The 26,493-nt window shown below is 35.6% G+C and carries 26 protein-coding genes and 1 pseudogene; 13 read left to right on the forward strand and 14 right to left on the reverse strand.

The features are described from left to right. Nucleotides 1-72: 72 nt before the first annotated feature. From ACNO7W_RS10255 to ACNO7W_RS10285, 7 genes are all read right to left on the reverse strand, one after another. Nucleotides 73-1,368, reverse strand: coding sequence for a cryptochrome/photolyase family protein (locus ACNO7W_RS10255; RefSeq protein ID WP_417938064.1), 1,296 nt, complete (start codon nucleotides 1,366-1,368; stop codon nucleotides 73-75). Then, complete coding sequence (locus tag ACNO7W_RS10260) at nucleotides 1,368-1,829, reverse strand: SRPBCC family protein (protein ID WP_417938065.1); 462 nt, start codon at nucleotides 1,827-1,829, stop codon at nucleotides 1,368-1,370. The genes ACNO7W_RS10255 and ACNO7W_RS10260 overlap by 1 nt, the downstream gene beginning before the upstream one ends. A 164-nt stretch (nucleotides 1,830-1,993) precedes the next feature. Beyond that, a complete protein-coding gene (locus ACNO7W_RS10265) occupies nucleotides 1,994-2,434 on the reverse strand; it encodes a sterol desaturase family protein (RefSeq protein WP_143387923.1) in 441 nt (146 codons plus the stop codon). A gap of 210 nt (nucleotides 2,435-2,644) precedes the next feature. Next, nucleotides 2,645-3,484, reverse strand: coding sequence for a phytoene/squalene synthase family protein (locus ACNO7W_RS10270; protein ID WP_143387924.1), 840 nt, complete (start codon nucleotides 3,482-3,484; stop codon nucleotides 2,645-2,647). 2 nt (nucleotides 3,485-3,486) lie between these two features. Continuing rightward, nucleotides 3,487-4,956 carry a phytoene desaturase family protein gene (locus ACNO7W_RS10275; protein WP_417938066.1) on the reverse strand — a complete coding sequence of 490 codons (1,470 nt, stop codon included), beginning with the start codon at nucleotides 4,954-4,956 and terminating at the stop codon, nucleotides 3,487-3,489. A 36-nt stretch (nucleotides 4,957-4,992) separates the two neighbouring features. After that, nucleotides 4,993-5,889 carry a MerR family transcriptional regulator gene (locus ACNO7W_RS10280; protein WP_417938067.1) on the reverse strand — a complete coding sequence of 299 codons (897 nt, stop codon included), beginning with the start codon at nucleotides 5,887-5,889 and terminating at the stop codon, nucleotides 4,993-4,995. Between the two features lie 74 nt (nucleotides 5,890-5,963). Beyond that, nucleotides 5,964-6,926 (reverse strand): ion channel, encoded by a 963-nt coding sequence (locus ACNO7W_RS10285; protein ID WP_143387927.1) that lies wholly within the window; start codon nucleotides 6,924-6,926, stop codon nucleotides 5,964-5,966. Between the two features lie 286 nt (nucleotides 6,927-7,212). Between ACNO7W_RS10285 and ACNO7W_RS10290 the strand changes: the two genes are divergently transcribed. From ACNO7W_RS10290 to ACNO7W_RS10325, 8 genes are all read left to right on the forward strand, one after another. Beyond that, nucleotides 7,213-7,848 carry a phosphoribosyltransferase gene (locus ACNO7W_RS10290; RefSeq protein WP_417938068.1) on the forward strand — a complete coding sequence of 212 codons (636 nt, stop codon included), beginning with the start codon at nucleotides 7,213-7,215 and terminating at the stop codon, nucleotides 7,846-7,848. Nucleotides 7,849-7,891: 43 nt separating this feature from the next. Next, a complete protein-coding gene (locus tag ACNO7W_RS10295; RefSeq protein ID WP_143387929.1) occupies nucleotides 7,892-8,545 on the forward strand; it encodes a dienelactone hydrolase family protein in 654 nt (217 codons plus the stop codon). A gap of 166 nt (nucleotides 8,546-8,711) precedes the next feature. Continuing rightward, entirely contained in the window at nucleotides 8,712-9,107 is a 396-nt protein-coding gene (locus tag ACNO7W_RS10300; RefSeq protein WP_417938069.1) for a hypothetical protein, read from the forward strand. Between the two features lie 70 nt (nucleotides 9,108-9,177). Continuing rightward, entirely contained in the window at nucleotides 9,178-9,615 is a 438-nt protein-coding gene (locus tag ACNO7W_RS10305; RefSeq protein ID WP_417938070.1) for a VOC family protein, read from the forward strand. 86 nt (nucleotides 9,616-9,701) lie between these two features. Beyond that, on the forward strand, nucleotides 9,702-10,310 hold the full coding sequence (locus tag ACNO7W_RS10310; RefSeq protein ID WP_417938071.1) for a sterol desaturase family protein: 609 nt from the start codon (nucleotides 9,702-9,704) through the stop codon (nucleotides 10,308-10,310). Nucleotides 10,311-10,327: 17 nt separating this feature from the next. Continuing rightward, nucleotides 10,328-11,287: a DUF6695 family protein gene (locus ACNO7W_RS10315; protein WP_417938072.1), complete on the forward strand. Its 960-nt coding sequence runs from the start codon at nucleotides 10,328-10,330 to the stop codon at nucleotides 11,285-11,287. A gap of 222 nt (nucleotides 11,288-11,509) precedes the next feature. Beyond that, nucleotides 11,510-12,403, forward strand: a complete 894-nt coding sequence (locus tag ACNO7W_RS10320) for a dienelactone hydrolase family protein (protein WP_417938073.1) — start codon at nucleotides 11,510-11,512, stop codon at nucleotides 12,401-12,403. A 237-nt stretch (nucleotides 12,404-12,640) separates the two neighbouring features. Beyond that, nucleotides 12,641-13,162, forward strand: coding sequence for a DinB family protein (locus tag ACNO7W_RS10325; RefSeq protein ID WP_417938074.1), 522 nt, complete (start codon nucleotides 12,641-12,643; stop codon nucleotides 13,160-13,162). A 280-nt stretch (nucleotides 13,163-13,442) separates the two neighbouring features. Here the strand turns inward: ACNO7W_RS10325 and carB are convergent, their stop codons facing one another. Together carB and rpmH are read right to left on the reverse strand one after the other, a co-directional pair. Continuing rightward, nucleotides 13,443-16,295 (reverse strand): carbamoyl-phosphate synthase large subunit, encoded by a 2,853-nt coding sequence (carB, locus tag ACNO7W_RS10330; protein ID WP_417938075.1) that lies wholly within the window; start codon nucleotides 16,293-16,295, stop codon nucleotides 13,443-13,445. Between the two features lie 155 nt (nucleotides 16,296-16,450). Beyond that, nucleotides 16,451-16,612: a 50S ribosomal protein L34 gene (rpmH, locus tag ACNO7W_RS10335; RefSeq protein WP_007136275.1), complete on the reverse strand. Its 162-nt coding sequence runs from the start codon at nucleotides 16,610-16,612 to the stop codon at nucleotides 16,451-16,453. Nucleotides 16,613-16,776: 164 nt separating this feature from the next. Between rpmH and ACNO7W_RS10340 the strand changes: the two genes are divergently transcribed. Further along, complete coding sequence (locus ACNO7W_RS10340; RefSeq protein WP_416847158.1) at nucleotides 16,777-17,292, forward strand: DUF2892 domain-containing protein; 516 nt, start codon at nucleotides 16,777-16,779, stop codon at nucleotides 17,290-17,292. A gap of 206 nt (nucleotides 17,293-17,498) precedes the next feature. Here ACNO7W_RS10340 and ACNO7W_RS10345 read toward each other — a convergent pair whose 3' ends face one another. Both ACNO7W_RS10345 and ACNO7W_RS10350 read right to left on the reverse strand, forming a co-directional pair. Continuing rightward, a complete protein-coding gene (locus tag ACNO7W_RS10345) occupies nucleotides 17,499-18,392 on the reverse strand; it encodes a lytic transglycosylase domain-containing protein (RefSeq protein ID WP_417938076.1) in 894 nt (297 codons plus the stop codon). Between the two features lie 29 nt (nucleotides 18,393-18,421). Next, nucleotides 18,422-19,105 (reverse strand): alpha/beta hydrolase, encoded by a 684-nt coding sequence (locus tag ACNO7W_RS10350; protein ID WP_417938077.1) that lies wholly within the window; start codon nucleotides 19,103-19,105, stop codon nucleotides 18,422-18,424. A gap of 217 nt (nucleotides 19,106-19,322) precedes the next feature. On the opposite strand from ACNO7W_RS10350, the gene ACNO7W_RS10355 reads away from it, so the two are divergent. Together ACNO7W_RS10355 and ACNO7W_RS10360 are read left to right on the forward strand one after the other, a co-directional pair. Beyond that, the gene (locus ACNO7W_RS10355; protein ID WP_417938093.1) at nucleotides 19,323-19,940 is read left to right on the forward strand and encodes a pirin family protein; all 618 of its coding nucleotides are present in this window, start codon (nucleotides 19,323-19,325) and stop codon (nucleotides 19,938-19,940) included. Nucleotides 19,941-19,964: 24 nt separating this feature from the next. Beyond that, complete coding sequence (locus ACNO7W_RS10360) at nucleotides 19,965-20,249, forward strand: GNAT family N-acetyltransferase (protein WP_143387979.1); 285 nt, start codon at nucleotides 19,965-19,967, stop codon at nucleotides 20,247-20,249. A 75-nt stretch (nucleotides 20,250-20,324) separates the two neighbouring features. Here the strand turns inward: ACNO7W_RS10360 and ACNO7W_RS10365 are convergent, their stop codons facing one another. Both ACNO7W_RS10365 and ACNO7W_RS10370 read right to left on the reverse strand, forming a co-directional pair. Further along, a complete protein-coding gene (locus tag ACNO7W_RS10365) occupies nucleotides 20,325-21,416 on the reverse strand; it encodes a hypothetical protein (RefSeq protein ID WP_417938078.1) in 1,092 nt (363 codons plus the stop codon). Between the two features lie 250 nt (nucleotides 21,417-21,666). Beyond that, entirely contained in the window at nucleotides 21,667-23,301 is a 1,635-nt protein-coding gene (locus ACNO7W_RS10370; RefSeq protein ID WP_417938079.1) for an ABC-F family ATP-binding cassette domain-containing protein, read from the reverse strand. A 318-nt stretch (nucleotides 23,302-23,619) separates the two neighbouring features. Here ACNO7W_RS10370 and ACNO7W_RS10375 point away from each other — a divergent pair. Together ACNO7W_RS10375 and ACNO7W_RS10380 are read left to right on the forward strand one after the other, a co-directional pair. Continuing rightward, nucleotides 23,620-23,967: pseudogene (locus tag ACNO7W_RS10375) on the forward strand (S8 family serine peptidase); the annotation flags it as partial. Nucleotides 23,968-24,042: 75 nt separating this feature from the next. Further along, nucleotides 24,043-24,987 (forward strand): S8 family peptidase, encoded by a 945-nt coding sequence (locus ACNO7W_RS10380; RefSeq protein WP_417938094.1) that lies wholly within the window; start codon nucleotides 24,043-24,045, stop codon nucleotides 24,985-24,987. A 183-nt stretch (nucleotides 24,988-25,170) separates the two neighbouring features. On the opposite strand, the gene ACNO7W_RS10385 is transcribed toward ACNO7W_RS10380, so the two are convergent. Beyond that, nucleotides 25,171-26,346, reverse strand: coding sequence for a GlmU family protein (locus ACNO7W_RS10385; protein ID WP_417938080.1), 1,176 nt, complete (start codon nucleotides 26,344-26,346; stop codon nucleotides 25,171-25,173). Nucleotides 26,347-26,493 lie beyond the last annotated feature (147 nt).

Genomic DNA, 26,493 nt, shown 5'->3' on the forward strand with positions numbered 1-26,493 from the left:
TTAACATTATAATGTTATAGTTAAACATTAACCTCTTATACTCTTGTTCAATAAACTACATGACAATATTGTTTACTTCAAAATCCCGGCTTTATATGTGCCAATCGCTCTGTCTCTAGCCATAGCGTGCTCTACCATTGGTTTTCCATATCCTAAATCAAATTCCGGAATCCATTTTCGGATGTAGATTCCTTTTTCGTCGAATCTTTTTTGTTGGATTTCAGGATTGAAAACACGGAAAAAAGGAGCTGCATCACAACCGGTTCCTGCTGCCCATTGCCAGTTTCCAACATTAGCAGACAATTCGTAATCCAACAGTTTTTCGGCAAAATAGGCTTCTCCCCATTGCCATTGAATCAATAAATGCTTGCAGAGAAAACTCGCTACCACCATTCGGACTCTGTTGTGCATGTATCCGGTTTCATTGAGCTGACGCATTCCGGCATCAACCATAGGATATCCAGTTGTTCCCGAACACCAACGCTTGAAATCATCTTCGTTATTGCGCCACTGAATTCCATCATACGCTGATTTGAAGTTTTGCGTAACGACTTTTGGAAAACTGAATACTATTTGCATGAAGAATTCTCTCCAAATCAATTCACTCAAAAAAACATCGTTTTTGTGAAATGCCCAATTGACTAATTTCCGAATGCTTACTGTTCCAAAACGCAAATGTGGCGAAAGATAGGAGGTTTGATCCAAAGCTGGAAAATCCCTTATATCTTGATAATTTGCAATGAATTTTAAATTGTGCGGCTTTACTTTTATTGGACTTTCTTCGAAACCTATCTGTTCCAAAGTGGGAAAAGTAAAACTGTTTTTATGGAAGTTAGAAAACATATCCGTGGCATCGTATTCTTTAACAGGAGCCAGTGATTTGTATTTTTCTAACCATTTATTTTTAAAAGGAGTGTAAACCGTGTACGGCAATCCATCAGCTTTTGTGATTTCCTTTTCTTCGAAAATAACCTGGTCTTTGAAAGAATGCGGCGTTATTTTATTTGCTTCCAATAATTCACAAATAACTGTATCTCGTTGTATCGCATACGGTTCATAATCTTTGTTGAAGAAGACTTCTTTGACATCAAATTCTTGAAGGAGTGCTTGCCAAACATCAATAATTTTTCCTTTTTTTACCAAAAGAGAACTTCCTATTTCTTGCAGTTGGGCATTTATTTTCGAAAGTGATTCGTGAATGAATCCTACTCTAGCATCGTTTTTTGGTAAACTGTCTAAAATAGAATCATCAAAAATAAACAATGGAATCACTGGATATTTAGATTTCAAAGCATGGAATAATCCAACGTTATCTTCTAAACGTAAATCGCGTCTGAACCAAAAAAAGGATACTTCTTGTTTCACCATTATTTAGAATTAAACATTTGATCTACCATAACACGTCTGTGATCAAAAATGGTTTTCAATTTATTTTTAACTATCAATGTGTTCATGATTCGGCCAATGAAACCCAAAGGCAAAGCATAATGAACTAAATCGGTCATTTTAGTACCGTTTTCAGTAGCTTCAAAAAAATGTTTGTGATGCCACAACGCGTAAGGGCCAAAACGTTGTTCATCGATAAAATAACTATTCTCTTTTACAAACGTAATTTCGGTTACCCAAGGCAATTTCAATCCCAAAAGTGGCGACACTTTGTATTGTATTATTTGCCCGGCATACATGGATTTATTATCGAAATCGGCGATTTCGAAACCCATTGTTTCCGGTGTGATTTTTTGAAGATTACTTGGACTGGAAAAAAAAGCCCAACATTCTTCTAAACTTGCATTAACCTGTTGAACGGTTTCTTTTTTATAGAGTTTCATCTGTCTTAATTGTTGTTTTTAATTAAAAAATGTATTGAACTGGGTTTCGCGTGAGGGGTAGTAGTGGAGCTCTTTTTATAGCAGGCATTTTTTCGCCTGATACAAAAAAGCGGGAACGTATAACCCGACCCGCTTTTTTTGCGGGTCACGCCCAAATAAAATTGCTATATTTTATAATATTTGAAAGGCACGAACAACATCCCGAAGCATTCGCCATCTTCCTTACCCAAATGCTTGTGGTGTACTTTGTGTGCTTTTCGCAAGCCAATTAAATACTTATTATTGGTATTTTTAAACCACTTAAATCGTTGATGAATCAAGACATCATGAATCATGAAATAGCAAAATCCGTAAAATGTGATTCCCAAGCCTATGAAAAAAAGATAGTTCATCTCTCCTTCTACTCCATAGTAAAAAAGAACGATGCTGGGTATCGCAAAAATCACAAAGAAAACATCGTTTCGTTCGAAAACATTAGCGTATTTAGGTTGGTGATGATCGGCATGAAAATACCACATCAAACCGTGCATAACATACTTATGCGTAAGCCAGGTCACACATTCCATAAAAAGGAAAACACCTAAAAAGATTAAAAAGGAAACCATTATTTTTTTATTTAATTAAAATATACTTTTTCATAATAAGCCAACCATACTATCCGTAAATAATACTAAAGAAAAATTTAGCCACAAATTTCACGAATTTGTCACGAATTTTTATTCTTAAAAGAAAAATTAAACACTAATTTGTGAAATTTGTGGAAATTCGTGGCTAAAAAAATAATTATAGTCTTCTATGCGGACAGTTAAAAAAAATTATACTAATTTCAACTTGTAAGTTACAAAAGATTGCGCCAATAGCCCCGCTTTCGTATAATTAGAAACCCGAATTCTGGCATTCCCAATTTCATGGCAAGGCGTATTTTCTAGTTTTTTCAAGAGCTTTTTATAATAGACAAATGCGGTGTAAACCCCAAATTTAGCCTCAATAGGCAGTTTTAAAATTCCTTTATACGCCACATTAAAATCTTCTTGTATTTCCTTTATAATAATTTTCTTCGCATTTTCATCGAATGAATTCAAATCGACACCTGGAAAATAATTTCGGTTCAAAACCAAATTATCGTCTCTCAAATCTCTCAAAAAATTAACTTTCTGGAAAGCAGAACCCAATCGCATGGCTTCGTCTTTCAACTGCTCGTATTTTTGGTCTTTTCCGGCTACAAAAACTTTAAGGCACATCAATCCAACTACATCTGCAGAGCCATAAATGTATTCTTCATATTCCGCTTTGCTATTGTAATCTGATTTTACTAAATCCAATTTCATACTTTTCAAAAAAGCCTGAATCAAGTCGTCAGTAATATTGTATTTCTTAACCGTATGCTGAAAAGAGTTCAAAATTGGGTTCAGACTTATCCCAGAATTATACGATTTGTAATATTCTTTTTCGAAATCATTAATCAAATTTTCTTTATCAAAACCATGAAATGAATCTACAATTTCATCTGCAAAACGCACAAAACCATAAATGCTGTATATCGCATCCCTAATGATTGGCGATAGCATATATACCGCCAATGAAAATGAAGTGCTATAGTTTTTGGTAACCAGTTTACTGCATTTGAAAGATACATCATCAAATAATTGCTTCATGGCTATTGTTCTAAAAATTGCTTATTTATTAACTCCGACACTAGTTTTCCTGAGATTAATGCTGGCGGAACACCCGGTCCCGGAACGGTTAATTGTCCTGTAAAATATAGATTCTTTACTTTTTTACTTTTTAATTTCGGTCTCAAAAAAGCGGTTTGTAATAAGGTGTTCGCCATTCCATAGGCATTCCCTTTATACGAATTGTATGCTGAAACAAAATCATTTTTACAAAAGGATTGCTTAAATATGATGTTGTTTTTCACGCTTTGTTGCGTTATAGTTTCAAAACGATCCATTATTTTATTGAAATATTCCTCACGTAATTCCTCTGTATCTGTAATCCCCGGTGCTAACGGAACGAGAAAAAATCCGGTTTCCATTCCTTCAGGGGCCGCCGTTGTATCAGTCAACGACGGGAAATTTGCATAAAACAATGGTTCTTTTGGCCATTGCGGTTCATCGTAAATATCCTTTGCATGCTGATAAAAATCAACATCAAAAAATAATGCGTGATGCGAAATATTTTTTATTTTTTTATCAAACCCTATGTAAAACAACAATGAAGAAGGAGCAAAAACACGACAGTCCCAATATTTCTCGGAGTACGCACGATGTTCATTATCCAGTAAAGTTTCCGTGTGATGATAATCAGCTCCACTCAAAATCAAATCTGACGCAATCGTTTCACCATTTACAACTATCGCTTTTGCAACTTTATCCTCAACAATTATTCTTTCAATATTTGAATTCGTGTGAAACGTAACTCCCAATTCTCTTGCTAAACTTTCTATCGCACGAACCACATCAAACATTCCAGTTTTAGGATGCCAGGTTCCAAGACCAAAATCAGCATAATTCATAAAACTATAAAACGATGGCGTATCGGATGGTTTTGCTCCAAGAAATAATACCGGAAATTCCAGAATTTGAATTAATCTTTCATTCTTAAATTTCTTGCGTACCTCTTTACTGATGTTACTAAAAAACTGTCCTAATTTCTTAACTGTTTCCACCGTTATCAATTCCAATGGAGAAACTCCGGGACGATATACTAAATCTTTAATGGCAATGTCATAATTGCTTTTGGCTTCAGCCATAAATTCATTTAATATTTTACCACTTCCTTTTTCAATGGCTTCAAAGGTGGATATAATATCGGGTAAATTATCAGCTATCCTTATAAAATCATCTATACCATAATATACTCGGTATGCCGGAGATAATTTTATCAACTCATAATAATCAGATGTTTTCTTTCCAAAATCAGCAAAAAAACGATCAAATACATCGGGCATCCAATACCAACTTGGCCCCATATCAAAGGTGAATCCTTCTCTTTTTAATTGTCTGGCTCTTCCTCCTATTGTTGCATTTTTCTCGAAAACGGCAACCTGATGACCACTTTTTGCCAAATAACAAGATGCAGCTAATGCTGAAAATCCTGAACCTATAATTGTAATTTTCTTTTTCATTTGTTTATCAAATATACAAAAAGTTCAAACAAAATATTAAATTCTGTCTACTAATTCAGTAATGGAATCGAAAATTGATATTTTATCCGAATATCCTTCTCTTTTAATAAATTCGACCAATCTACCTATATACCATAACTCAGTGGTATCATCAACCAATTCTTCGGTCATTTTAGCCACATATTCATTTATAGAATCTCGCTCTGGCTGAACAGTCAGATAAGAAATGAAAACAATAGGATTAAAATGTTTCTTTAAATCTTTCAAATTTTCAATCGGCATACTTTCACCTAAATAAATTGTTTTGTATCCATTCAAAAGAATTTCATAATTCAAAAACATAAGCCCCAGCTCATGTATTTCATTCATAGGAAGAGACAAAACAAAGACCTTATCAAATTTTGTTTGTTTCAAAACTTGCAATTTTTCAGTATTAACTAATAATTTTTGCTTAACCAAATAACTGATAAAGTGCTCGTGTGCAGGAGTAATCGTATCTGTCTGCCACAATAATCCCAACTCATTCATTAAAGGAATAAAAACTTCATAGAAAATTTCCCTGAATGATTTTTCAGCAATTAACCAATTGTAGGTATTAAAAAACAACTCTTGATCAAAATTCATCATTGCCATTTTAAAGGCGCTGATAGCATGGTTTTTAGCGTTTTTTGTCGAAATGATTTCTCTAACAAGGGATGGGATTTTGTCTTGAGGATAAGTAGCAATTTTTGATATTTTATAACCATAATCATGCAACAAAGTAATATTCAAAAGCTTTTGCAAACTAGCCAAATCATACAACCGAATATTTGTATCCGTACGCATCGGCTGAAGTATATCGTATCTTTTCTCCCAGATTCGTATGGTATGCGCTTTTATCCCAGAAAGATTTTCAAGATCTTTTATACTGAAAATGCTTTTTATATTGTTCATTGTTTATACAAATTTAATAAACAAATGTAAAATATTTTTCCCTATAAATTTGAAATAACCTAAAAACTCTTGTTTTATTCTAAAGTGATGCTGTCAAATGCATTTAATTTATCTAAATTCAGAATCGTTTTAGAATTATCTGTACTTCGTGCGTACATAGGTTCGAATTTCGCACCATAAACAACCTCATCAAAGGTGTATGAAGTTCGGATTGCAACCGTATTACTAAACATATCATCAAAGGTTTTGATGAAAACAAGAATTTCACCATGAGTATTTTCAAAATCGGCTGCCGTAAAATTATAAAGAGGGCTATCCTCGGTTATAGGATGTACCAAAGTCCAGCTTAAGGTTAAAGCATTTATTTTATCCAATTCTAATTCCAAAGAATAGAAATTATTAGTCATTATACCATTTTCTTCAATACTCATCCCAAGAGTCATTTTGGCTTCAGCATCAGTGAAATTCGTATTTTTAAAAGGTGTGGTTCTAATCATTAAACCCTTGATTTCTCCATAAGGCGCTATCAGGGCATTGTGGGAAAATTTCAAAAATGCAGTGGGTTTGCTAAATCGCCCGAAGAACAAACCAGTAGCAATAGCAAAACTCAACAACCCAAATAAGGCTTCGGCAGCAGAAACCAGACTTGCCAGAAACCCAGAAGGACTAATATGCCCATACCCTACTGTAGTAAAAGTTTGCGCACTAAAAAAATATGCCTGACCAAACTGCACCCAATTAGATCCTGAAGGACTAATACCATCCAAATGTTCGATTCCTATCCCATAATAAATAGCGGCAAAGACAAAATTGATTCCAACATAGAAAGATAAAATAATAAGCATAAATTTCCATATTGGCATATCAATCATAGTGTGATACCAACTGATGCGATGAAACACATGCATACCGCGTTTCTCCACATTTGCAGACCCATTTTTATTAACAAAACGCCCTCCATAACTACTGGCGTTTGTTCCAAAACCAGTGTTTTTATCTGCTTTAGCTTTTACATTTATGTTTTTTAACAATGCCATTTTTCCCTATTAGTTATGAAGTAAAAATAGCTAAAAATATTTTTATAAAAACAGAACACTTTTGCCTTTCAAATGTGTCTCTTTAATTCGAACAAAAGCATTTTCATAGCTTAACTCTTTCGTTTATAAATTCTTTTTTTAATACGTTATTTTATAGTTATGGCAAGAAATATTTTCGAACTTAATTTGAAAATTCAGTGAAAAATAACTGATTAAAACAAATCAAAGTAACTGAAAATCAGTACCTTTATGTTAAATTTTACTTTTTTATATAAAACTAAATGTTATGTATAACGAGATATTAAAAGATAGAATTGAAGCAGGTTTATTGCTTGCAGAGAAATTAAAAAAATATCAGAATAGCAATACTATAGTTCTTGCCGTGCCCAGAGGCGGAGTGCCCATTGGATCCATAATTGCTAAAAGTTTGCAGCTCCCTTTAGATATTGTACTCTCCAAAAAGATTGGACACCCTTACAATAAGGAATTTGCCATAGGTGCCGTATCGATGGACTCCATGATTATTGATAAGCATCCTGAAATTCCCCAGGAATACATAGACGATGAAATCATTCGGCTCAGGAAATTGTTGCGGGGGAAATACGAACTCTACATGGGCAATCGGGAACCTCTCGATATCAAAGAAAAAAACGTAATTCTGGTAGATGATGGTATAGCAACAGGAAACACCTTACTGGCCAGCATAAGTATGTTGCGGAAAAGAAACCCTGCAAAAATAATTGTTGCGGTGCCTGTTTTACCTTATGACACGGTACCGGTATTTGAGAAAAATACGGATGAATTTGTCTACTTGATCGCTTCCAAATATTTTAGAGGAGTAGGCGGATTTTATGAAGACTTTAATCAGGTGGAAGATGACGAAGTGATTAAGTTGTTGAGTGTTACACGCCCCATTGAATAGAATTTTTAAATCTACTATTGTTTATTTTAAATGTAACTCAATTATGAAAAAATTAGACATGGACATTCCTTTATCTTCTGTAACGTTGAAGGGGGATTTAGTGGTTCCTGAAAATGCAATTGGGATTGTTGTTTTTTCACACGGAAGTGGCAGCAGTAGATTCAGCTCCCGAAACAGAATGGTAGCAGAACTGATTCAACAACAAAAAATAGGCACGTTCCTCTTTGACTTGCTTACTGAAGAAGAAGATCAAATTTACGAAAACCGGTTTAATATCGATTTACTAACCAACCGATTGATAGAAACCACACTATGGCTAATGGGATATAAAGGTGCAAAAAACGTACCCATAGGCTACTTTGGAGCAAGCACCGGAGCAGCATCAGCATTGAGGGCAGCAGCCCATTTTGGAAAAAGAATAAAAGCGGTAGTTTCAAGAGGCGGACGTCCTGATTTAGCCCTGACTGAATTGCCATTAGTAACCGCTCCTACGCTACTCATCGTGGGCGGTGAAGATGTTCCGGTTATTGGAATGAATAAAATGGCTTATGATGAACTACAATCTGTAAAAGAAATGAAAATAATTCCGGGAGCAACCCATTTGTTTGAAGAACCAGGAAAATTACAAGAAGTCGCTGATTTAGCGATTGTCTGGTACAAAAGATATTTGACAAAAAAAGAGGAATTCGATTATTAATGAAGTTTCTATATGCAGTCAAAAATAATCAAAATCAAATTTATTATTGCTTTTTTTTAACTCAAAACATATTGGAATATAATAACTTTTCTGTCCCATTAGTTGAAGCCAAAAACAGGTAAGCCGAAAACTGCATATTGAAAGAGTAGGCAAAAAAGGTACTATTATGAAAAAGACGATTACTTTTCTAATGCTTTTACTTTTTACTACAAATGCATTTAGTCAGGAATTTTCTAAAGAGTATTATTTGCAAAAAAGCAAAAGCCAAAAATCTACAGGTTGGATTTTGCTCACGGGCGGGACCATTATGACAGTAGTGGGAGCATTTAGTTTTAATAATAGTTGGGATGACAGTTCAAATTCAGGAACCGATGCCTATGGTTTTGTTATGTTGGGAGGCGTAGCTTCTGTTTTGGGAAGTATTCCATTTTTTATAGGCTCTGGAAAAAATGCCCGAAAAGCGGCAACTATTTCTTTTATTAACCAGCCCATTCTCATTCCCAAACAAGGTTCGCTTGTTCAAAATTCTCAACCAGCATTATCTTTAAAAATTACTTTTTAATGGTCGCTTATTTATCTTTTAAAAAAAATATAATCAATTAAAAAATAGTCTAACTTTAAATACAAATATCATGGCAACAGTAAATACCTATATTACCTATAATGGAAATTGCGAAGAAGCGTTCCTATTTTACAAATCAGTTTTTGGTGGTGAATTCTCCTATTTTGGAAGATTTAAAGATATGCCAATGCCAGAGGGTAAAACCTGCCCTCCCGGAGAAGCAGAAAAAATAATGCATGTTTCCTTACCCATTAGTAAAGAAACAGCCATAATGGGAAGTGACAGTTTTGAATCCTTTGGTAGTAAAACCGTTTATGGGAATAATTTTTCGCTATCCATCGAGGCCGAAAGTAAAGAAGAGGCCGATAAACTGTACAATGCACTTTCAGCAGGCGGAAAAGTGGGAATGCCAATGGAAGACGCTTTTTGGGGTGGTTATTTTGGGACTTTTACTGATAAATTTGGTGTGAATTGGATGGTGAATTTTGAGAAAAACCAAGGAGAATGAAAATTATTTCATAACTCTTGTCGACAAAATCAAAACATTAAATATTTTCAATTTTACAGCGTTGGAAGCATTAAAAACAAACATATATGAAAAACTCAAAGGAATCAATACGACTTTTTGAAAATCCTATCTTGGAAAGTCTTACAAAAACCAATGCTTTGTTTGTAATCGCCACTTTAGCACTTATATCGCTAAGCATACTCCTCTTTGGTATAATCAAAATAAAGCTGTCAATACTTGGCTATATAGTGTTATTTCTTTCGGGAACCTTTGTTTATACACTTGCCGAATATTTAATACACCGGTTTATTTATCATTCGGGAGAATATAAAAACCCAAAGAAATGGATATTCAAGATTCATGGAATGCATCATACTACTCCCCGGGACAAACAACGATTGGTTTTACCTCTTCCTGTATCCATACCACTCGCTGGCTTATTTATATTTATTTTCTGGCTTATTATGGGCAATTATGTTCTTTTATTTTTTCCAGGTTTTTTAATGGGGTATTCGTACTATCTTTCCATACATTATTTTATACATACAACCAAACCTCCCAAAAACTTTTTTCGTTATCTATGGAAACACCATCTTCTACACCATTACAAAAATGAAACGGTAGCTTTTGGTCTTACATCTCCTCTTTGGGACATTATTTTTGGAACAATGCCGAAAGATAAAAAACTTGAATAACCCCAAAACATTTTAAAATGACTAAACATAACGGAATGGCAATCGCTATTGCCTGGCCTGAATTTACTGGCAAACAGCCAGGTTCTTGGTATGATGGGCCTATGCGATGGTTGGGCCACAACAAAGACTTCCAATATAAAGTAGGACATGCTTCATTAATATTGGTGGATGGCACCTCAGGCACTTGTTCTTATTTTGATTGTGGAAGATACCATGCCCCTTATCAGCATGGACGGATACGGGATTTTTCTACGGATGCAAATCTTGAAATTCACACAAAGGCCAACTTCTCCAATAATAAAATAACAAATATTAGAGAACTCTTGAGTGAAGTACAGAACAACAAAACCTGTTTTGGTATGGGCCCTTTATACGCTTCCTATTGTCCTGTAAATATTGAGTCGGCTCGGACAACGATTAAAGCTCTGCAAAGTAAAGATGTGATTCCTTTTGGCCCATTTGTAATTAACGGCATCAATTGTTGCCGATTTGTGAGAAACGGAATTCTGGCGGGAGCGCCTCTGCTAAAACACCGTTTTAAACTGCGCTATTTATGGCCTTTCAAACCCATGCCGATAACCAACGTCAACTTTCTTTCGGATAAAATTATCATCCCGGAAAATAGTGCTACTGATAATCCAGAAAAACAGGATTATCACTCTCATACACCCTACACCAAAGAAAACGTAAAAGGCACGCTACCGGCTCCAGCAAGACCCGAAAATATTCCCCTTGACAGTCAATGGCTCGGTGGTGAAGTCGCCGGAGGGTGGTTTTGGTTGGAACCAAATGATGAAGATTATACCATAACACGATTTTCTTCAGAAGGCGTTCCCGAATGTACTGGGAAATTCAGATTAGCCAGCAGTGGTTTATTCAATCCCAGAAGACCTTATTCCTTTACACATCTTTCGCATTGCAGCAAAGTAACTGTCATTCAAGATGATAAATTATTTGAATTTTTAAGAATGGAGTGATTAGTATATACTATAAATAAAGTCGAGTGGTAACAACTCCCAATCAAAGAGTTTTTTTATGGTTGCTTTGAATCTATTTTTAGAGAAAGTAATCTCAATAAATTATAAACCGGACCATAATGACATCTTTCTAGTTCAAAAGCATGGATTAAAACAATGCAATCACTACTGATGCTAAAACAATCGCTTTTTTCCCTAAATTAGTTGTATCAAATAAACAACATGAAAAAGCTAACCAAAGAAGATATCAGTCAGGAGATTTTTGATTTATATGATGACTATGCCCATAATAAAATAGAAAGAAGGCAATTTGTTGAAAAGTTATCGCTGTTTGCGGTAGGAAGTCTTACGCTTCCATCACTTCTTAGTTTTATGACGCCTAATTACATTGATTCTATTTTGATAAAGCCCGGAGATCCAAGGCTGAAATCAGAATTTATAACCTACGATTCTCCGAAAGGCGGAGGAAAAATTAAAGGACTTTTATCCCAACCGACCGACACCAAAAAAAAATTACCGGGAATTATTGTCGTACATGAAAACCGCGGACTGAATCCGTATATTGAAGATGTAGGCCGAAGAGCCGCAATAGAAGGATTTATCACTTTGGCACCAGACGCTTTATCCCCTTTGGGCGGTTATCCCGGAAATGATGATGCAGGAAGGGAATTACAAAAAAAACGCACCCGTGAAGAAATGCTCGAAGACTTCATTGCAGCCTACCAATACCTAAAATCACACAAAGATTGTAATGGACATATTGGTGTGGTAGGATTTTGTTTTGGCGGTTGGATTGCCAATATGATGGCGGTCAAAATCCCAGATTTGTGTGCTGCAGTACCTTATTACGGCGGACAACCCACTGCTGAGGAAGCCGAAAAAATAAAAACACCTATCATGGCGCAGTATGCCAATTTAGACACCCGGGTAAATGAGGGTTGGCCCGCTTTTGAAGCCATCCTTAAAAAGAACAAAGTAGAACACACCGCTTATTTCTATGAAGGTGTGAATCATGGTTTTCATAACAATACCACGCCCAGATACGATGAAAAAGCTGCCACTTTATCGTGGACACGAACCATTGATTTTTTCAAGGAGAAACTGAAGAAGAAATAATTTCAACCCATTGGCTGTAATTAGTTTTTAATTATAATTTTCGTCAGTTCGAGTAATCCGCGGCGGCGGATCGTATCGAGAACAAGAAAATTTTGAATTAAAAACAATTCTCGATACATTTTTTGTTCCGTTTTACTCCACAAAAAACACTCGAACTGACGTTTTGAATATATACAGGAGTTAGCGGTCATGCTTGCGAAGCTCTTAAATTACTTGAACAATCAAATAATAATTTATATGATAACAGAAACATCTACCAAAGACGAATTATTTACGGCAATTAATCAAACCTTATCGGAAATGGTAGGTTTGACATCTCTTCTTGATGAAAATAAGATTAACTCCATTCCTTATAAAGATAGCTGGACAGCAGGGCAGCTCATACGACATGTTACAAAATCAACTAACGAAATGGCAAAGGCTATGAGTATGGAGTCAAAACCTGCCAAGAGAGATCCAGGCGAAAAAATACTCCACCTAAAGAAAGTATTCCTTGACTTCTCAAATAAAATAAAATCGCCTGACTTTATTGTACCAGAAGATGGCCCATATAAAAAGCAGACTTCTATTGATGAGATAAATAAATCTTTTGAACAGTTTAAAGACAGTACAAACAATGCCAACCTAAATGATATACTAGAAGGCCTTCCACTTGGAGAAATAACCAAGTTAGAGGCACTTCATTTTGTTTTATATCATACACAGAGACATTTGCAACAGATGAAAAAGATTTGCGATACTTTAAAAATACAAGAATAAACAACTTCAAAAAAGCACGAACCGCCAACAGCTAGGATTTCGTTGCGTGCACAGTACGAACAATGAAGCCCCGCTCTACGAAGAGTTAGTCGGATTACGCTGGGCAAATATCTCCGACTTTGACCCCGTAACTACCCCTGCTCCGCAAAGTGTTTCCGAAATTCGTCGTGATAGGCTGCGCAAATGTCTCTGACTTTGCGCCCACAACAATGAGCCACTAACAGAAACTATCCCACAAAAAAAGCCCCAAACGGGGCTTTTTACTATAATAAATTCAAGTTTATTTACTCAAATACATTTTTCTTCTGGAGTACAATTCGTAGAATTGGTCGTCTTTCAAGTCATCAATAAACAAGATGCTTTCTCCTGTTGATTTCATTTCTGGTCCTAATGCTTTGTTCACATTATGGAACTTGCTGAAAGAGAAAACTGGTTGTTTGATGGCAAATCCTTTTAATTGCGGGTTAAAAGTAAAGTCGGTTACTTTATTGTGACCTAACATTACTTTCGTCGCATAGTTCACATAAGGCTCTCCGTATGCTTTCGCAATAAATGGAACCGTACGAGACGCTCTAGGATTCGCTTCAATGATATAAACGATATCATCTTTTATCGCAAACTGAATGTTGATTAAACCTACCGTTCTCAAAGCCAACGCGATATTCTTGGTATGGTCTTTTATCTGTTGCATTACAAATTCACCTAAGTTAAACGGTGGCAAAGTGGCATTACTGTCTCCAGAGTGTACTCCGCAAGGTTCGATATGCTCCATAATTCCTATGATGTACACATTCTCCCCATCGCAAATCGCATCGGCTTCGGCTTCAATTGCACCATCCAAATAATGGTCTAAAAGCAATTTATTTCCTGGAATCGTTTTCAACAAATTGATTACGTGCTCTTCTAATTCTTGTTTGTTGATTACAATTTTCATTCCCTGACCACCCAACACATAAGAAGGACGAATCAATAATGGAAAATCTAAAGTATCAGCCAAAGCAGAAGCTTCGTCCGCTGTTTCTGCAATTCCAAACTGAGGGAAAGGAATTTTTAATTCCGTTAAAAGTTCAGAGAAACGCCCTCTGTCTTCGGCTAAATCCAAAGCATCAAAACTAGTTCCCAAGATTTTTATTCCGTATTTAGACAGTTTTTCAGCCAATTTCAAGGCAGTTTGTCCACCTAATTGTACGATAACACCTTCTGGTTTTTCATGTTGAATAATATCGTAAATATGTTCCCAGAAAACTGGTTCGAAATACAATTTATCGGCTGTATCAAAATCAGTCGAAACCGTTTCTGGATTACAGTTGATCATAATCGTTTCATAACCACATTCTTTGGCGGCAAGCACCCCGTGAACGCAAGAATAATCAAATTCGATTCCTTGTCCAATTCTATTTGGGCCTGACCCAAGAACAATTATTTTCTTTTTATCCGTAACAATACTTTCGTTGTCAACGTAACGTTCTCCGTTTGCTTTTTCTATTTCAGCTTCAAAAGTCGAGTAATAGTAAGGCGTTTTTGCCTTGAATTCCGCAGCACAAGTATCAACCAGTTTAAATACACGATTGATGTTCATTTCTGAACGTAAATTGTGAACTTGACTTTCTAAACAACCCATCATGTGCGCGATTTGTCTGTCGGCAAAACCTTTTTGTTTCGCTTCCAATAACAATTCCCTTGGCAAAGATTCTACTTTATAGTTAGAAATTTCTTTTTCTAACGTATAAAGTTCTTCGTATTGTTTCAAGAACCACATATCGATTTTAGTGATTTCATGAATGCGGCTCAATGGAATTCCCATCGCGATAGCATCATAAATCACAAAAACACGATCCCAACTCGCAAAAGTCAGTTTCTCGATAATTTGTTCGTAGTTTTTATATCCTTTTCCGTCAGCACCTAAACCATTTCTTTTGATTTCCAATGATTGAGTCGCTTTGTGCAATGCTTCTTGGAACGAACGTCCAATTCCCATCACTTCACCAACGGATTTCATTTGAAGTCCTAACGTTCTGTCAGCTCCTTCGAATTTATCGAAGTTCCAACGAGGTATTTTTACAATCACATAATCCAAAGTTGGTTCGAATAAAGCCGAAGTTGATTTGGTAATTTGATTTTGCAATTCATCTAAGTTGTAACCCAAAGCCAGTTTGGAAGCAATTTTTGCAATAGGATACCCCGTTGCTTTTGATGCCAAAGCAGATGAACGAGATACACGAGGATTGATTTCAATCGCAACGATATCTTCTTTATCGTCAGGCGAAACGGCAAACTGCACGTTACAGCCTCCGGCAAAGTTTCCGATGCTGCGCATCATCAAGATTGCCATATCACGCATTTTTTGGAAAGTCGTGTCAGATAATGTCATTGCTGGTGCAACAGTAATGGAATCTCCGGTATGAATTCCCATTGGATCCATATTTTCGATAGAACAGATAATCACAACATTGTCGTTTTTATCTCTCAAAAGTTCCAATTCGTATTCTTTCCAACCCATTAAAGCTTTATCAATTAAAACTTCGTGAATTGGTGATGCTTCTAATCCTCTGGTTAAAAGCTCATCAAAATCTTCTTTTTTATAGACAATAGCAGCTCCGGTTCCTCCAAGTGTAAACGAAGGACGGATTACTAACGGAAAACCAAATTCCTGGGCAATTTCTTTTCCCCTAAGATATGAAGTACATATTTCTGCAGGTGCAGAAGGCACCCCAATTTTTTTAAGAAGTTGTTTGAACTGCTCTCTGTCTTCGGTAATATTGATGGCATTGACATCAACCCCGATTAATTTTACTCCAAAATCAGACCAAATTCCTTTTTCATCGGCTTCCAGACACAAGTTCAAAGCGGTTTGTCCACCCATAGTAGGCAAAACGGCATCGATTTGAGGATGTGCTTTAAGGATTTCAATAATTGATTTGGTCGTTAATGGTTTCAAGTAAACGTGATCGGCCATAGTTGGGTCGGTCATAATAGTGGCCGGATTCGAGTTGATTAGAATCACTTCAATTCCTTCTTCACGAATAGAACGTGCAGATTGTGATCCTGCATAATCAAATTCGCATGCTTGACCAATAACAATTGGGCCTGAACCTATTATTAAAACTGATTTTATGGATGTATCTTTTGGCATTGTATGGTATTATTGTGTTGTGTAGTTATTTTTTTCAAAGTTCAAAGTTACTCAACTTTAACCCCTTAGCATTAAAACTTAACAATTTTTAACGATAAGGTATAAAAAAAGGCGATACTAAAGAAAGTAACGCCTTATTGATGTTTATAGAAACATTATTTTTTGTGTCTTGGTTCACAAGAAACAGTCAATTTATGTCTTCCTTTAGCTCTTCTACGCGCAAGAACTTTTCTTCCATTAGCAGAAGCCATTCTGTCCATAAATCCGTGCTTATTTCTTCTTTTTCTTTTCGATGGTTGAAACGTTCTTTTGCTCATTGCTTTGTATCTTTAAAATCTTATTTATATGTCTTCCTATTTTTGAATAACTGTTATTCTAAAACCGAGTGCAAATATACAAAGACTTTTTTTTCTCACAAGCAGTTTTGTAAAAATATTTTCAATTCATTTTACTATATTTGTGATCTTAAAATAAACACACTATGTTTCACAGAAATATTAAACTTATTATCGCCGGACTTATTATAGCTACTGGCATTTGGCAATTTACAGAAGGAAATATCGGTAACGGAATATTCCTTATTTTATTGAGTGCAATTCCTATTTTTCTTTACTTCAAAAACGAATTCATCTTACTTGCCTTCTTAAAACTAAGAAAACAGGATTTTGAAGGGGCTAAAAAATGGTTGGCTTACATCAAAAACCCAGAAACTGCTTTAGTAAGAAAACAACAAGGATATTTCAATTACTTACACGGAATCATGCTTTCGCAAACGAATATCAATCAAGCAGAGAAATATTTCAAGAAAGCGATTGAGTTAGGATTATCAATGGATATGGACTTGGCTGTAGCCAAATTAAATTTAGCCGGAGTTGCCATGACCCGTCGCCGAAAATTAGAAGCTACTTCCCTATTGAATGAAGCTAAAAAATTAGACAAACAGAATATGTTGAAAGATCAGATTACAATGATGAAAGAACAAATGAAGAAAATATAATTTATTACAATTATTGAAAAAGGGTCAAATGTGTATCATTTGACCCTTTTTTTTTGGCTTATATCCTAATTTTTGGAAGAACAAAGCTACTCCACATTTTTTTTATCAACCATATAAGAAATATAAGTTCATTTAAGCATTTGCTTATCTTAGTTTTTACGTGACTTATATTTTCTTAAATATCTTATATGGTTCAAAAAAATCAGTTAATATCCCTTCAAAGGAATTTCGATTTGGTATTTTTTACCGGTATCATTTATTAATTTTGTTTCCCTTAGCCAAGGATTGTGTATTTTCAAAATCTTATAGTTAATCCCTTGACTTTTTGCAAAACCGGCCAAATCAGTAATCGAACTGTCAATTTCAATTTTCTTGGTCGGCAAGATTCCGTATAAATCTTCAGCAGCAATGGAAAACCCATATTTTACCGGATTCTTCATAATTTCTTTCAAAGCTAAAATTCTGAAAACATAGCGAGACGTTTCTTCCGTCAGCAACAAATCGTAATAATTAGACACTTTTTGAATGTCAATTTGCTTATTCACACCCGTCATTCCTCCATTATAAGAGGCTGCCGCCAAGGTCCAGCTTCCAAATTTCCCTTTGGCACTCAAAAAATAACTGCAAGCCGCTTCCGTTGATTTTTCTAAATCATAACGCTGATCCACATTTTCATTGACTTCCATTCCACGCTCTTTTGCAGTATCGGGCATGAATTGCCAAATTCCTCTGGCTCCTGCCGGCGAAACCACATTCACCAATCCACTTTCTATAACCGCCAGATATTTAAAATCATCCGGAATACCGTTCTTTTTTAAAATAGGTTCAATTACAGGAAAAGCACGATTCGCTCTTTTAATGGCCAAAATAGTGGACGCATGCAGATTTACATTTACTAATAATTCCCTGTCCAAACGTTCTTTAACATCCGATATTTTCAATGGCGTTTCTTCGCCTGCAAAATCCAGTTTTACAGGAAAAATCGACACTGATTCTCTTTTTAAGTCTTTTTCTTCGTCGGGATTTGCAGCTGCAAAAATAAATATTCCACTCGCAAAAACTACGGTAAAGAGTAGCGTAAACTTATTTATCAATTTCATATTTTTCTTTTTTTAAGTCTTTCGTTCCCTTACAAAAACACGTTTACTTCCTTTTTTGTCTCCAATATAATGGAAGGTAAATTTTCATTCAACCACTTGTATTTATTCAAAATCATAATGTGCGTCCCTCCTTTTACAACGACACAATTTTTAATGTTTTTTATAGGAAAAACATCATCCATATCTCCATGAATATGAATTACGTTTTCATCAACAACCGTTCTTTCCCAAAGAACAACTTGCTCTACTGCCCAATTCAAATAGCGAATATCCCGAACGGAAAGAAACTTTTCATACAATTTTAGTCTTTGATTTACTTTTTCTCCAAAAGAAAATTTAGCCAGACTTTCCATATTTAAAATCAGATTCACCGGAATTAGTTTGTATGCTTTAGTGGTTTTAGCTATTTTTAATCTGCGGGGAAATTCCAAATTACTTTTCACACTTGAAATGATAATTACTTTCCGGGCATCTATATATTTTGCCATTTCCTGAACCAAAATACCACCAAAGGAAACCCCGATCAAAACGGGATTCTTATGTTTAATTTTCTCCGCAATTCGCTTCGCATAATCCATTAAAGATTCATTATCCAGCGGAATCTCCCACTCTAATAAATGGGTTTCAAAAGTAGCTGACGGCAGTGCAATCCGTTCAAAAATTGCAGTACTTGCCGCTAATCCTGGCATTAGATAAACAGGGATTTTACTCATAATTGTTTTAATGATTTTACAACAACATTCCGCTTTTTATAGCGAATTTTGTATAAAAATAATTTTTTTATCGGAAACTCCCAGAATTACCACTCTATATTATCAATAATTTATGACTACACAACAATTTGAATCGAACACAAGAGGCAAAGCAGATTTTGGTTGGCTTAACGCCAATTTCTCCTTTTCGTTTGGAAATTAGTACAATCCGGAACGTCTGCAATTTGGAATGTTACGTGTTTTAAATGACGATACCATTGCAGGAGGGACAGGCTTTCGCACTCACCCGCACGCCAACATGGAAATCATCACCATTCCACTTGAAGGCGGATTAAAGCATAAGGATAGTATGGGAAATGAAGGCGTAATTCGTTTTGGAGCAGTGCAAGTAATGAGTGCCGGAACCGGAGTGGAACATTCTGAAATGAATGCCAGTCAGAAAGACGAGGCAAAAACATTACAGTTATGGGTATTCCCTGACAAAGAAGGAGTTACACCAAGATACGCACAGAAATCATTTGATATTGAGAATCAAATCAATACCTTTGTAAATATTGTTTCGCCAAAAGACAGTAATGACGGAAATGCGCTTTGGGTTTACCAGAGAACCTTTTTTTATTTAGGTATTTTTGATAGCAACACCACTACGACATACGAAGTTAACATTCCTCAAAACGGAGTTTATTTATTTTTGATTGAAGGCGAAATAGAAATTAACAATCAAATTTTGAAGGCAAGAGATGCCATGGGAATAACGGATTTCGATCAATTTGAAATCAAGACTATGACCAAATCAAAAATACTTTTGGTAGAAGTACCAATGAATAACAGTTAAATTATTATGGAGACAGCAATCACTATGGAAATCAAAGACAATACTTTTGCTAGACAATTTGAAACTGAAGTGAAAGAAGGATTAATTTCTGTTGAATATTCGTTTCAGGAGAAAAAAATATTTTTAACAAAGATAAATGTTCCTGAATCATTCAGTGACGAGGAATTCATTTCTAATTTCCTCAAAAATATCATGGAAATTGCGATTGAACGAAAATTTAAAGTTGTCCCTATCCTTCCTAAAATAGTCGTATTTTTCAAAAAAAATCCTATTTACAAAGAGTTACTTCCTCCCGGAATCAGACTATAAAAAAAAACGAGGCAGTGTTATTGACGCTGCCTCGTTTTTTTGTTTTAAAATCAAAACTATATTTCATAGCTCAAATTAATTTCTGTCTCTAGTACGACTTGGATTATTCGTTCTGGGTGCAGACTGACGATTCATTGGTGCATTAGGCTGAACTGAACGAGTTGTCGAAGGAGTTCTTTGACGGGCTCCTTCTATAGGTTGGCGTCTTGTTGGTTCATTAGGCCGTACTGAACGAGTTTCCGGTAATGCCTGGCGAGTTCTTGTGCGGGTCTCTGGAAATTCTTGACGAGTAGCCGGAGGATTTCCCGAACGTGTTCGGGGAATTGCCTGACGTGTTCTTGGAAGAACCGTTCCTTCTGGTCTTCTAAAATTCCTTCCTTGATAGGTTCCTCTATACGTATCATTTACCCTGTTTCTTCTAACTATCGGAGAACTGGTCCTTCTGGAATAATAATAGGAATAAGCAAGCGGATATCTTACATATCCCACTCTACGATAGTAATAATTTCTATAATAATGGCGATGATATCCCCAATAATTATAATAATAAATGGGCGACCACGGACGCCAATAAGACGGATAATAATCCCAACGCCATGGAGATATGTAAATTACAAATGACGGTGAAAATAAATTGATTATTATTGGCCAATCATTAACATACAAAACACCATTCCAATAATTACCTGTATACATCCTCTCATAGCCCAAATAACCAGGATTTGGAGTTAAAGTATCTCCTGCGGAAGGTTCCACAATATAATCATTACCATACAATTCTTCGTCTCCTATAATTTGAATAACAACCTTTCCAAATCGGTTTTTATTGACTTCTATAACAGCAACATCCTGATCTTCTAATCTATTTATCGCCACACGAAGCACAATGGAATAAGAAACACCATCTCTATAACTAATTACTCGAATGTAATCTATAAAATTATCATTATTCAAATCCAGATTATTGATATTTCTATCTTTGCTATTAATCGCTCTTTCAAATTCCTCTAATGTTTTTGATTTTTGAAAAACGTCCAATACAGCATACAGATTTAGGTTATCACCCGGCAAACCTAAAGCTACAGGTTCGTTTTCTATTTGAGAAAACACAGGAAAACTCAACAAACAAGTCGTTAAGAACACAAAGGATAAAATTAATTTTTTCATGATTTTAAATTTTATACATTGATACCAAATTTTTATACAAGGTACGAAAAAATTAAATTAAAAATCTGATTACAAACACTTTAACTATTATATTTAAAACAAGATTTAAAATAAAACAAGATTATTCCCTAAAATGAATAACCCTTTTCTAAATTTAAATTGAAGAAAACCATACCATGCAGAATAAAAAAAGGCATACGTCATACGTATACCTAATTTTTATTCTTTAAATGCTATTGTTATCTGAAGACTATTTCTCTATCTCTCTCATACTGTCCATTTTTTTGTGTGCCAAGAAACCAGCAATATCTTCAAAATGTTCCACTACTCTTTTGTTTCCAAATTCAAAAACTTTAGTCGCCAATCCGTCCAAGAAATCCCTATCGTGAGAAACTAAAATCAAAGTTCCGTCAAATTCACGCAAGGCATCTTTGATAATGTCTTTGGTTTTCATGTCCAAGTGATTCGAAGGCTCATCAAGAATCAACAAATTCACCGGCTCCAATAATAATTTAATCATTGCCAAACGGGTTTTCTCTCCACCTGAAAGTACTTTTACTTTCTTGGTTACATCATCACCATGAAACATAAAAGCCCCTAAAATATTTTTTATTTGAGTTCTAACATCACCAACAGCAATGCCATCAATAGTTTCAAAAATAGTGGCATTCTCATCTAATAAAGCCGCTTGATTTTGGGCAAAATAACCAATTTGTGCATTGTGACCAATTTCGAGATTTCCACCATCAATCCCAATTTCTTTCATAATGGCTTTGATCATCGTTGATTTACCTTCCCCATTTTTACCAACGAAAGCTACTTTTTGACCTCTTTCAATTACAATATTAGCCTCTTTAAAAACAATATGATCCCCGTAGGATTTTGATAAATCCTTTACAATCACAGGGTATTGTCCCGAACGAGCTGCTGGTGGAAATTTTAATTTCAATGCTGAAGTATCAATTTCATCAATTTGAACAGGCACAATTTTTTCAAGCATTTTTACACGCGATTGCACAGATAGCGTTTTAGAAAAAGTCCCTTTAAATCGTTCAATAAATACCATATTATCAGCAATCATGCGTTGTTGCTCGTCGTATGCTTTTTGCTGGTGCATGCGACGGTCTTTTCTCAACTCTAAATAATGAGAATACTTGGCTTTATAATCGTAGATTCTTCCCATAGTTACCTCGATCGTACGATTAGTAATCGCATCTACAAAGGCTTTATCGTGAGAAATCACCACAACTGCTTTGGCTGAATTAATCAAGAAATCCTCTAACCATTGAATACTTTCAATATCCATGTGGTTGGTAGGCTCATCCAGTAAAATTAAATCTGGTTTTTGCAAAAGGATTTTGGCTAGTTCTATTCGCATTCTCCATCCTCCTGAAAACTCCGAAGTCTGACGACTGAAATCTTCGCGAACAAAACCTAAACCGATTAGAATTTTCTCTACTTCGGCTTCGTAATTTACTTCTTCAATAGCATAAAATTTCTCACTCAGGTCAGAAACTCTTTCTATTAAGTTCATATACGCATCGCTTTCATAATCAGTGCGAATCGTCAATTGCTCATTGATTTCATCAATCTCCGCTTTCATTTTAAAAATCTCACCAAAAGCTTTAGAAGTTTCTTCCATCACCGTTGCACCATCCGTAGTCAATAAATGCTGAGGCAAATATGCCACAATTGCATCTTTTGGTGCCGAAATAGTACCGGTTGAAGGCTTGCTTTGGCCTGCAATAATTTTAAGAAGCGTCGATTTTCCTGCTCCATTTTTACCCATCAAGGCAATTTTATCATTTTCATTTATGGCAAAAGAAACATCACTAAAAAGTGTCGTGCCACCAAATTGCACTGAAATATCGTTAACTGTAATCATTATTTGTAGATAATTAGATTTTTCGATTGTTAGATTTTTAGACAACCGCTTTTTTTAAAAGTGCAAAGATAGGTTAATTAGAGAATTAGGCAATTTGGAAAATGAAATAATGAGACATGATCAATTTCATTAAATCTAAAAATTGACAAACAACCGTTTTTTTGCTATTTTATTCTGCCTGTGGAATTTGGAAAATTTAACAAATTTAGGCGCTTATCAGGCTATTTAAAACTGCAAAACGTCTTTAAAATCGTTAAATATTTTGTATATTTAATGTCCCCTAATCTTTTGTCCTTTTAATCCTTAAAAAGTTATATTATGAAACTAAATCGCCTTTTAACGATTGCGGTGGCAATAGTATTGACACTGACACTATCCTGTGAAGATGACTTCAACGACACGCAAGAACCTGTACAAAAGACAGTTCAACTTAAATTTGTACCTGATGAAATACTCATTAAATTTAAAGACGGGGACAAATCCAGCAACAGAACAAAATCGAGTGCTTTGTCTCTGATTAAGGGTAATGTCGTTGAAATAATCACCACAAATGCCATGAAAACCACCAGCAAAAGCACCAACAGAGGAGATCTTATGCTAGTCACTTCAAAATTAGGCACTATGGAAGCCATTGCACTCCTAAAGGATTTACCTGAAATTGAGTATGCAGAACCCAACTGGATTTACCAGCATTTTGCCACTTCCAATGATACGTATTATACCAACGGATCGCTGTGGGGCATGTACGGAGAGGGTACGACACCATCTAACCAATACGGCAGCCAAGCGGGAGAAGCATGGAAGAAAGGCAATACTGGGTCAAACACTGTATATATTGGAATAATAGATGAAGGTTATATGTACACCCATGAAGATTTAGCAGCCAATGCAGGCACTAATCCTGGAGAAGTTGCCGGTAATGGAGAAGACGATGACCGCAACGGATATGTTGACGATGTATATGGCTGGGATTTCGCTGGAAACAACAATTCCGTTTTTGATGGTGTGGATGATGACCACGGAACCCACGTGGCAGGCACGATTGGTGCTGTTGGTGGAAACGGAAAAGGTGTGGCTGGTGTATGTTGGTCAGTAAAAATATTGAACGCCAAATTTTTGGGCACCAGTGGTGGCACAACTGCAAACGCCATTAAGGCGGTTGACTACTTTACTAGTTTGAAAAATAAAGGCATTAATATTGTGGCAACGAATAACTCTTGGGGTGGCGGTGGCTTTTCTGAGGGATTATATGAAGCCATAGGAAGAGCTAACGATGCCGGAATCCTTTTCATCGCAGCTGCGGGTAACTCTTCTAAAAATATTGATAAACGTAAATCTTATCCAGCATCCTATGACAACGCAAATATTATTGCTGTTGCTTCGATAACTTCAACTGGTGCAAAATCTTCATGGTCAAATTATGGAGCAACCACGGTGGATATCGGCGCTCCGGGTTCAGCTATTTATTCCACTTTACCTAATTCTACTGGTAATGGTTATGGTTCTTACAGTGGCACCTCTATGGCAACACCGCATGTAACTGGAGCTTGTGCTTTATATGCATCAACTCACTCTACAGCAAAGGCAATCGAAATTAAAGCCGCTATATTAGGCAACGCTATTTATACCAGTTCATTAGATGGCAAATGCGTTACCAATGGTCGTTTAAATGTCAGTGGCTTTTAATTAATAAACTAATTGACCTGATAAAAATGGTTCTCTTATTTATAAATGCCAATAAAAAACAGACTAAAAAAGCCTCTAATTGAGGCTTTTTGTATTAGCCATATTATCCTATAAAATTATTTTCAAACTCGAATTTTCTTCAACGAAAAAGAGATTCCTCCTTTGTCGGAATTGACAAAAAAATTATTCTTTCCTCCATTTTTTAGTTTCCTCAAAAACATGTTCTAAAATGGCTGCTTCTCTTTCGTCGAATTCCACGTTTCTGCGGCTCATTACTAATCGAGCAGTTTCAAAAGCTTTTTTGGTTATGTAAGTTGTAAAACCGGAAGCGCCACCCCAAGAAAAACTAGGTACAAAATTGCGTGGAAACCCACTTCCAAAAATATTAGCGCTTACTCCCACTACCGTTCCTGTATTAAACATGGTATTAATTCCGCATTTACTGTGGTCTCCCATCATCAATCCACAAAACTGAAGTCCAGTTTTTGCAAAACCTTCGGTTTCATAACTCCACAATTTTACTTCTTCGTAATTATTTTTTAAGTTCGAATTATTACTGTCGGCACCAATATTGCACCATTCGCCAAGAACAGAATTTCCTAAAAATCCGTCATGACCTTTATTCGAATAACCAAACAATACCGAATTATTAACTTCGCCTCCAATTCTGGAATACGGACCAACAGTTGTTGCTCCATACACTTTGGTCGCCATTTTTACCACCGCATTTTCGCACAAGGCAAAAGAACCTCTGATTACGGAACCTTCCATAATCTCAGCATCTTTCCCTATATATATAGGTCCTGTAGATGCGTTTAAGGTAACAAACTCTAACTTAGCTCCCTCTTCAATGAATATATTTTCAGGTGCGATGACATTGACACTTTTTGGAATGGGTTGTGATTTTCTATCTTCGGTTATGAATTCAAAATCCTCTCGTATTGCTGCATCATTTTTGGAAAAAATATCCCAAGTATGTTCTACCGTTAAACAATCGTCTTGATATTCTATAATTTCATACGTATCAAAATCTACTTCTTCCTGATTTTCGTTGGTATGAAAAGCAATTACTTCATCTCCTTTAAAAATCGCCTGATTCGACTCCAAATTACTGACCATTTCGACCAAAACATCGTTAGGCAGAAAGGACGCATTTATCATTACATTTTCTTCTAATTCTACCATTGGAAATTTCTCCGACAAATACTCTTCTGTCAATGTGGTAGTAGTGGAACCCAAACGCATTTCCCATTTTTGGCGAATGGTCATTATCCCAATAAGAATATCAGCAACTGGTCGCGTAAAAGTAAAAGGTAATAATGCATTTCGTGATGGACCGTCAAAAAGTATGTAATTCATAAAAATTGTTTATTTGTTGATTCGGTTATTTGTTGATTCGAAAATTAATTTTACCAACCTACTCTTTTAATAATATTGACACCAAAGTTACAAAGTTTTCAAATAGATAAAAATAAAATATGACTGTCCGCTTAGCGGACTAAAGTT

It is taken from the genome of Flavobacterium sp. ZB4R12 (genome assembly GCF_048276375.1).
Lineage (GTDB): Bacteria > Bacteroidota > Bacteroidia > Flavobacteriales > Flavobacteriaceae > Flavobacterium > Flavobacterium gawalongense.